This window comes from Stenotrophomonas sp. GD04145 (genome assembly GCF_029835135.1).
In the GTDB taxonomy this organism is placed as follows: Bacteria; Pseudomonadota; Gammaproteobacteria; order Xanthomonadales; family Xanthomonadaceae; genus Stenotrophomonas; species Stenotrophomonas maltophilia_P.
Genome location: NZ_JAODZG010000043.1, coordinates 19,642 through 27,706, shown reverse-complemented (window position 1 = coordinate 27,706; position 8,065 = coordinate 19,642). Strand labels below are relative to the sequence as shown.

Annotated in this window: 5 protein-coding genes; 1 reads left to right on the top strand and 4 read right to left on the bottom strand. The window is 70.2% G+C overall.

Going from position 1 to position 8,065, the window contains the following annotated elements; genetic code table 11:
* Together N7367_RS16085 and mgtE are read right to left on the bottom strand one after the other, a co-directional pair.
* Positions 1 to 638, bottom strand: a 638-nt coding sequence (locus N7367_RS16085) for a CoA-binding protein (RefSeq protein ID WP_279942771.1), incomplete at its 3' end; no start/stop codon positions are given.
* 97 nt (positions 639 to 735) lie between these two features.
* On the bottom strand, positions 736 to 2,106 hold the full coding sequence (mgtE, locus tag N7367_RS16080; RefSeq protein WP_053518107.1) for a magnesium transporter: 1,371 nt from the start codon (positions 2,104 to 2,106) through the stop codon (positions 736 to 738).
* Between the two features lie 317 nt (positions 2,107 to 2,423).
* On the opposite strand from mgtE, the gene N7367_RS16075 reads away from it, so the two are divergent.
* Positions 2,424 to 4,211 (top strand): monovalent cation:proton antiporter-2 (CPA2) family protein, encoded by a 1,788-nt coding sequence (locus N7367_RS16075; protein WP_053518104.1) that lies wholly within the window; start codon positions 2,424 to 2,426, stop codon positions 4,209 to 4,211.
* A 101-nt stretch (positions 4,212 to 4,312) separates the two neighbouring features.
* Here N7367_RS16075 and N7367_RS16070 read toward each other — a convergent pair whose 3' ends face one another.
* Both N7367_RS16070 and N7367_RS16065 read right to left on the bottom strand, forming a co-directional pair.
* Positions 4,313 to 7,657, bottom strand: a complete 3,345-nt coding sequence (locus N7367_RS16070; RefSeq protein ID WP_065174279.1) for an ankyrin repeat domain-containing protein — start codon at positions 7,655 to 7,657, stop codon at positions 4,313 to 4,315.
* On the bottom strand, positions 7,650 to 7,910 hold the full coding sequence (locus N7367_RS16065; RefSeq protein ID WP_053518100.1) for a YcgL domain-containing protein: 261 nt from the start codon (positions 7,908 to 7,910) through the stop codon (positions 7,650 to 7,652). The genes N7367_RS16070 and N7367_RS16065 overlap by 8 nt, the downstream gene beginning before the upstream one ends.
* Between the last annotated feature and the right edge of the window lie 155 nt (positions 7,911 to 8,065).

Sequence of the window (8,065 nt, the reverse complement as noted above, 5' to 3'; positions counted from 1 at the left end):
ACGTAGAGCAGGATGGCGCGCGTGCGGTAATCGGTGGCGAAATAGTCCAGCAGATCGCCGAAGTCGACGTCCAGCGTATCGCCCAGCGAGACCACGGCGGAGAATCCCACCGAACGCGCCACGCCCCATTCCACCAGCGCCGCGGCGATCGCCGAGGACTCGGAGATCAACGCAAGATCGCCAGCCTGCGGGAAGTGTGCGGCGATGCTGGCGTTGAGCCGTGCATGCGGCGCGATCACACCCAGGCAATGCGGGCCCAGGATGCGCAGACCGTGCCGGCGGGCCACGGCCTCCACCTGCGCCGACAGTGAACCCGGGCCATCCCCCAGATGCGCGGTGAGGATGATCGCCGCCTGCACGCCCCGCTCGGCCGCGGTACGCACCACCTGCGGCACGATGGCGGCTGGCGCGGTGATCACCACGAGATCCGGCACCCAGTCCAGATCCTTCAGCCGCTTCACCGTGCGGATGCCATCGATTTCGGCATGGCGCGGGTTGATCCACGCCACCTTGCCGGGGAAGCCCGTACCGCGCAGGTTGCGCATCACCGCGCGGCCGGCCGAGCGCTCGCGCGGACTGCCGCCGATCACGGCAACCGACTGCGGGCGGAACACTGACTGCAGGTGGTAGGTACTCATGCGCCTACGGTACACGCACCCGCGCAACAGGCGCATGATCCAGCGCAACAAAGCAGGCGGGGGATGCGGCGCCCCGCCGCATGCGGGGCGACAGGCCCTACAGCAGCGTGCCGCGCAGGATCATCGCGGCGATGCTGAAGTAGATCACCAGCCCGGTCACGTCGACCAGCGTGGCCACGAACGGGGCGGATGCGCTGGCCGGGTCGAATCCCAGCCGCTTGAGCACGAACGGCAGCATCGAACCCGACAATGACCCGAAGGTGACGATGCCCACCAGCGCCGCACCGATCGTGATCGCCAGCAGCACCCAGTGCTCGCCGTAGTCGTGCAGGCCACCCAGCTGCCAGATGACGATGCGGACGATCGCCAGGGCACCGAGAATGGCACCCAGCACCATGCCGGTCGGAATCTCGCGCAGGGCCACCTTCCACCAGTCGCGCAGGCGCAGCTCGCGCAGCGCCAGGCTGCGGATCAGCAGCGAGGTGGCCTGCGAGCCGGAGTTGCCGCCGGAACTCATGATCAACGGGATGAACAAGGTCAGCACCACCGCGCGTGCCAGTTCGTCCTCGTAGTGCTGCATGGCGCTGGCCGTCAGCATCTCGCCCAGGAACAGCACGCTCAGCCAGCCGGCGCGCTTGCGCAGCATCTCCAGGAAGCCGATCTGCATGTACGGCTTGTCCAGCGCTTCCATGCCGCCGAACTTGTGCGCGTCTTCGGTGGATTCCTCGATCAACGCATCAAGCACGTCGTCCACGGTGACGATGCCCAGCATCCGCTGGCTGGCATCGACCACCGGAATGGCCAGCAGGTCGTGGCGACGGATCAGCCGCGCCACCTCTTCCTGGTCCATCAACGCGTCCACGGTTACTGGCGGATTGACCTGGGCCACCTCGAGGATCGACTCCTCGGGCAGGCCGGTGATCAGGCGGCGCATGGTCACCACCTGCTGCAGACGCTGGCTGGCCGGGTCCAGGACGTAGATCGCGTACACGGTCTCGCGCGTGCGCTCGACCTGGCGGATGTGCTGCAGCGTCTGCGCCACCGTCCAGCTGGCCGGCACGGCGACGTACTCGGTGGTCATCAGCGCACCGGCCGTGTTTGGCGGGTAGCCGAGCAGCGTCTGGATGGCCTGGCGGGCATCGGCGCCCAGCAACGGGATCAGCCGCGCGCGCTCGTCCTCATCCAGTTCGTGAACGATGTCGGTGGCGCGGTCGTCGGCCATCAGCCCGAGCAGCGCAGCGGCCCGCGCCGGCGGCAGCGCGGCCACCAGCTCGCCGCTGCGATGCAGTTCGGGGGCTTCCAGCATCTTCACTGCACGCGGCAGCGGCAGCGCCGCCAGCGTGTCGGCAGCGCGCTGCAGCTCCAGCGTGTTGAGGAACTCCACCGCGTCGGCGGTGTTGTAGTCCGCCAGCGGTGCCGCCAATGCAGCGGCATCGGCCACTGGACGCAGCAATTGCTTCTGGTTCATCGGTTTGCCTTGTGGGGTGCGACCTCGCGCAACGCCAACGCAGGCGAACCGTCCCGATGTCAGGCGGTGGCCATCGCTGGCGTCGAACGAGGTCGACTTCTACTGTCGCTGGACATGGGTTGGGAACTCCGGGATGCGTGTGCCGGCGGCAGGCCGCCAGCGGCGGGCAGTCTGGACCTGCCGGCCGCGCAGGTCAACCCGCAGCGGCCATTGCCGCGCGTGCACGATGCGGCGCGCATAATGTCGCAGCGGCGTCCGCCGCCCCTCTCCTCCCCGCACCCACGTACGGCAGGCCTCTGCGATGACCAGGTATTCCCATGCATAGCGGCGGTCTGGAACTGGCCCTGGTCCTGCTGCTGGCGGCCGTCATCGCGGTGCCGGTGTTCAAGCGCTTCGGCTTCGGCGCGGTACTGGGCTACCTGGCCGCGGGGGTGGTGCTGGGGCCGGATGGGCTGGGCTTCGTGCAGGACGCCGACCGCATCCTCGGTGCGGCCGAGATCGGCGTGGTGATGCTGCTGTTCGTGATCGGGCTGGAACTGTCGCCGGCCCGCCTGAAGGTGATGCGGCGCTCGGTGTTCGGCGCCGGTGCCGCGCAGGTGGCGCTGTCCGGCCTGGTACTGGGCGGCCTGCTGCTGCTCGATCACTTCCAGTGGAAGAGCGCGCTGGTGGTGGGCGTGGCGCTGGCGCTGTCCTCCACGGCCGTGGGCCTGCAGCTGCTGTCCGAGCACAAGGCGATCAACAGCGACCACGGCCGGCTCGGCTTTGCCATCCTGCTGTTCCAGGACCTGATCGCGATCCCCCTGCTGGCGGCCATCCCGCTGCTGGGCGGCGTCAAGAACCAGACGCTGCGTTGGGAGGACGCCGCAGTGGCGCTGGGCGCGCTGGCCGTGGTGATCCTGTGCGGGCGGCCGGTCCTGCGCCGGCTGTTCGGTGTCATCGCCCGTACCCGCAGCCCGGAGGTATTCACCGCCACCGCCCTGCTGGTCGTGCTGGGCACGGCGTGGTTCATGCAGGAGGCCGGCCTGAGCCCCAGCCTGGGTGCGTTCCTGGCCGGCGTGCTGCTGTCCGATTCCGAGTTCCGGCACGAGCTGGAAGCGCAGATCGAGCCGTTCAAGGGCCTGCTGCTGGGCCTGTTCTTCATCGCCGTCGGCATGGGCATCGATCTCGACCGCATCGCCGCCGAGCCGTGGCTGATCGCCGCTGGCGTGGCCATCCTGCTGGTGGTCAAGTTCAGTCTGCTGTATGCCATCGGCCGCATTGCCCGGCTGGGTTCGCGGCAATCGCTGCTGCTGGGCAGCGTGCTGTGGCTGGGCGGCGAGTTCGCCTTCGTGGTGTTCAACGAGGCGCAGCGCGCGCATCTGCTGGGCAACGCCAACCACGACCGGCTGGTGGCCATTGTCGGCCTGTCGATGGCGATCACGCCGCTGCTGATGATCGCCCTGATGCGGCTGCTCGGGCAGGAGAAGGTGGCCCCGCGCGCCGCGGCCGACGCCGACAAGGTCGCGCCGGACAACCGGCCGAAAGTCCTGATTGCCGGCATGGGCCGCGTCGGCCAGGTGATCGCGCGCCTGCTGACCGCACAGAAGGTGCCGTTCGTGGCACTGGAAGCGAACCCGGACACGGTGGCCGACCTGCGTCGCTTCGGCAACCAGCTCTACTATGGCGATCCGACGCGCCCGGAGATGCTGCGCGCCGCCGGTGGTGAACATATCGATGTGTTCGTGATCACCGTGGACGACCCGGAGACCAATCTGCGTGCGGTACGGATGGTGCGGCGCCTGTATCCGGAGGCGAAGGTGCTGGCACGTGCGCGCAACCGCCAGCATGCATGGCGACTGATGGACATGTCGGCCGAACCGTTCCGCGAAGTGTTCGCTACCAGCCTGGAAATGAGCGGTCGCGTGCTGACCGCGCTGGGGGTGGCACCCGAGGTTGCCCAACGCCATGTGCAGCGCTTCCGCGAACACGACGAACAGCTGCTGCGCGACCAGTATCTGGTGTACGACGACGAGGCGGCCGTGATCCAGACCTCGCGCGATGCCCGCAATGACCTGATGCATCTGTTCGAGGCCGACGCGGAAAGCGACGGCGACACGCAGCGCTGACGGCGCAAAGGGGCCGAGCATCGCTCGGCATTCACCAGCGGCAGGATCCGCAGGATCGGGGTCAGCGCCCTTTCCAACGGAAAGGGTTCTGACCCCGATTCTCAGCCGTTGTCGCGCAGGAACCGGGCCATCGAGGACACGCCCGGTACGCGCGGCTCGAACTCGCCGGCAACGTCGATGAAGCCACGCATCACGGCGATCTCGCGCGGACTGCGGTTCAGGCTGTCCCGCACGTCTGGGTCGGCGCCGGCACGCAGCAGGCGCTGTACCAGCAGCGGCAGGCCGTGCAGCGCCGCCAGGTGCAGCGGGCCGAAACCACGCGGATCGCGCACGTCCAGGCTGACATCCTCTTCCAGCAGACGCTCCACCGCGGCCATCACCACCTGCTCGTCGCAGGCCGTACCCGGCTCGGCGCGCGCTCCCAGCAGCAGCAGCAGCGGTGTGACCGAACCGGCGGCGGCCTGGTCCGGTTCGGCACCGGCCAGCAGCAGCGTGTCCAGCAACGCCAGCAACCGCGGGCGGTCACGTGCGCTGAAGCCGTACAGGGCCGCGCAGTGCAGCGGGCCCAGTTGCTGCGCGTCTCCGGCGTGTACATCGGCACCTGCGGTCAGCAGGCGCGCGACGATGTCCGGCAGGCCCAGCGCGGAGGCCAGCATCAGCACGGTCACTCCCCCCGGCAGCCGGTGTTCGAGCTTGGCACCGGCATCGAGCAGGGCCGACACGATCTCGACCTGGCGCATGCTGACCGCGGCCGACAACGGCGTTGCGCCGCTGGCCGCTGCGTGCTGCGGATCGGCGCCCCGTGCCAGCAGCAGGTCGGTCACCGCCAGGTGGCCGCCGCCGGCGGCACGCAGCAGCGCCGTGCAGCCCTGCGCATCCACGGCATCAACGGCGAACCCCAGATCGATCAGGCGACGCACCGCATCGACATCGCCGGCCATCGCCGCAGAGGGCAGGTCGGCATCGCGCAGGGTACGGCGTGGCAGTGGCCACACCCGCCAGTCCAGCCAGTCGGCCAGATCACGACGACCACTCGACAGCGCCACACCCAGGGGGGTCTGGCCATCGGCGGCGCGTGCCTCCGGCGAGGCGCCGTGCTGTACCAGCAGCTTCAGCGCACCTTCCCGGGCCAGCGCGGTCGCCAGGTGCAGGGCGGTCATGCCATGGCTGTCGCGCGCCTCACGGTCGACACCGGTCTTGAGCAGGGCCTGCTGCAGGCGCAGCCAGCCCAGGCGCACCGCCAACGACAGCGGCGGATCGCCTGCCGGCGATGCGGCGAACGGATCAGCACCCCGCTCCAGCAGTTCCAGCGCCAGCTGTTCCAGTCCGCGGGCCGCCTGATCGTGCTGCGCGCAGGCGGCCAGGAAACGGGCCAGGCCGCCGCGGCCGGCCGGCGACAGGCCATGCTGCAGCATGACCTGCAGCGCCGGCACCGCATCGACGCCGCGCGACAGCAGCGCGAACATCGGCGTGTCGGCGCAGGCATCTCGCACATAGGGGTCGGCACCATGGGCCAGCAGCCAATCCACGGCACGCGGCTCCAGCGCCAGCTCCGGATCCAGCAGCAGGCTGCCCAGCTCCTGCGGCTGGCACAGCCTGGCCAGGGCGGCCATGCCGTCGGTGTTGCCGAAGCCCAGTGCTTCACGCAGCAGGGTCAGCGGCGGCCGATCAGGCAGCAGGCCACTGGCGCTGGCGGCCTCACCGCGCTCGGCCAGGCCATCGCTGACCGCCGCAGGCAGCGGATAGGACGGATCAAGCAGCGCGACGATGGCCCAGCGACCGGCTTCGGCCGCGTAGTCGACCGCACGCCGACCGACCGGATCGGCCGCATCGGCGGTGATGCCCAGTTCGACCAGGCGCTTGACCAGCAGGGGCGAAACCGTATCGGCCATGGCCGCCAGCTGCACCGCGTTGCGGCCCTCGCCATCGACAGCCACCAGGTCGGGCTTGTGCGGCAGGAGGTGTTCGATGACGGCGGCGCGACCGGCACGCGCGGCCTCCAGCCACGGCGTGCGACCGAGCGCGTCGCGTGCTTCCAGGTTTGCACCGGCAGCGAGCAGCACGCCGATGATTTCAACGTGGCCGGCCAGGGCCGCTTCGTGCAGTGCGCTGCGACGCTGGCGGTCGCGCGCATCCGCACGCGCCTTGTGCTTGAGCAGCAGCTGCACGCCGGCCGGATCATCGTCTTCGGTGGCGGCTGCGGCGAGCAGGACCGGCGTGCCGTCCGCCGGCTCGGTGCGGGCACCGCGTTCGAGCAGGAAGCGGGCCAGGCGCCAGTTGCCTACCTGGCAGGCCACGGCCAGCGGGGACCAGCCCTCGTGGTTGAGTGCATCCACTTCGGCCGCGGCATCGCGCAGCAGCGCGGCAACGCCGGGGTCGGAGCTTCGAGCCGCGTGGTGCAGCGGCGTGTTGCCCTCGCTGTCGGTAGCGCGAGAATCGGCGCCATTGGCCAGCAGGGTCATCACGGCTTCGGGGCGACCATGCCAGCTGTCGCGGGTGGCCGCCAGCAGCGGCGTCATGCCCCGGTGCGGCGCGTTCACATCGACCCCGCGGGCAATCAGTTCACGCAGCAGGCGCAGGTCCGGCAACACCGCCGCCAGTACCGCCAGGCTGCGCTGATCACGCCAGTTCGGGTCCGGCAACGCGTGCGGGTCCGCGCCGGCCTGCAGCAGCTGCAGCGCCCGGTCGATGCGACCGTGGCGCGCCGCTTCATGCAGCGCAGGCGTCAGTTCCTGCGGGGCCATCGCCTCCAGCGGCGTGGTCTCGCTGGCAGCGGGGAACAGCGGCGCGTGTGCCGCACCGGCATCGGCCAGCGGGCCCGGGTTCACGCGCAGCGACACCAGTGGCGCCGGTGCGACCCGCTGCAGCAGCAGATGCAGCAACGGCGACCCCAGCAGCACGGTCAACGTGGCGGGCCAGCGCGCGCTTTCCGGCAGCAGCCCTGGCCATGCCGGCAACACCACCAGTGCGGCCAGCGCGATCACCAGCGCGGCCACGACAAGGCCACGCCAGGCGGTGAGGTCACGGCCGGCCAACGCCTGCCAGTGCTGCGCCAGGCTGCCATCCAGCCGCTCGACATCATTCCACAGCGGCCACGTACGCCAGGCCGCCAGCAAACCGGCACTGACCAGCACGCTCAGCCCCAGCACCGCCGCCAGGCTGCCGCTGTCGCGCAGTGCCGCCAGCGGCCAGGCCAGCAGCAGGGCCAGCAGTACCGGCGCGGCGGTCCACAGCGCCAGCAGGGCCGGCAGGTCCTGCTGCGCGATCAACTTCGGCGGCAGTACCGCACGGCTGCGCCGCCACCACGAAATGCCCAGGGCATACGCCGGCTGCGCCAGCGCAGCAAGCACCGCCCCCGGCAGGCCGCCGACGGCGGCACCCAGCGCCAGCAGGGCACCCAGGACGAAGGCGATCGACAGGGCGCGCGGACGGGAAAGCTCAGTCATTGTGGCGCGGCATCATGCTGGTCACCGACGGCGGCACCTGCAGGTAGAACCCGCGTTCGCTCATTTCGCTGCGCACCTTGGCCGGATCGGCCTGGGCGAGGCGGCGCTGCGGCTCCAGGGCCACGTCCAGGACGAAGGTGAGCGTGCCCAGCGACGCCACCAGCGGCGCAGGCAGCGCGCTGAAGTCATCGCGTCGGGGAACGTAGACGAAGGTGTCCGGCTTGAGTTGGCTTTTATAGACGTAGGCGTGCATGTCCACGGGACGATAACCCGGGAAGAGCCCTGATTGTGTCGGAAAGCCGACACCGGGGAAAGCCGTCGGCCGACGATGCCGGCAGGATCGACGGCGTTTCCCCGGCGGGGTTCAGCAATGTGGCGGCGGCGTTCAGCCTCGGCCGCCGCCACACG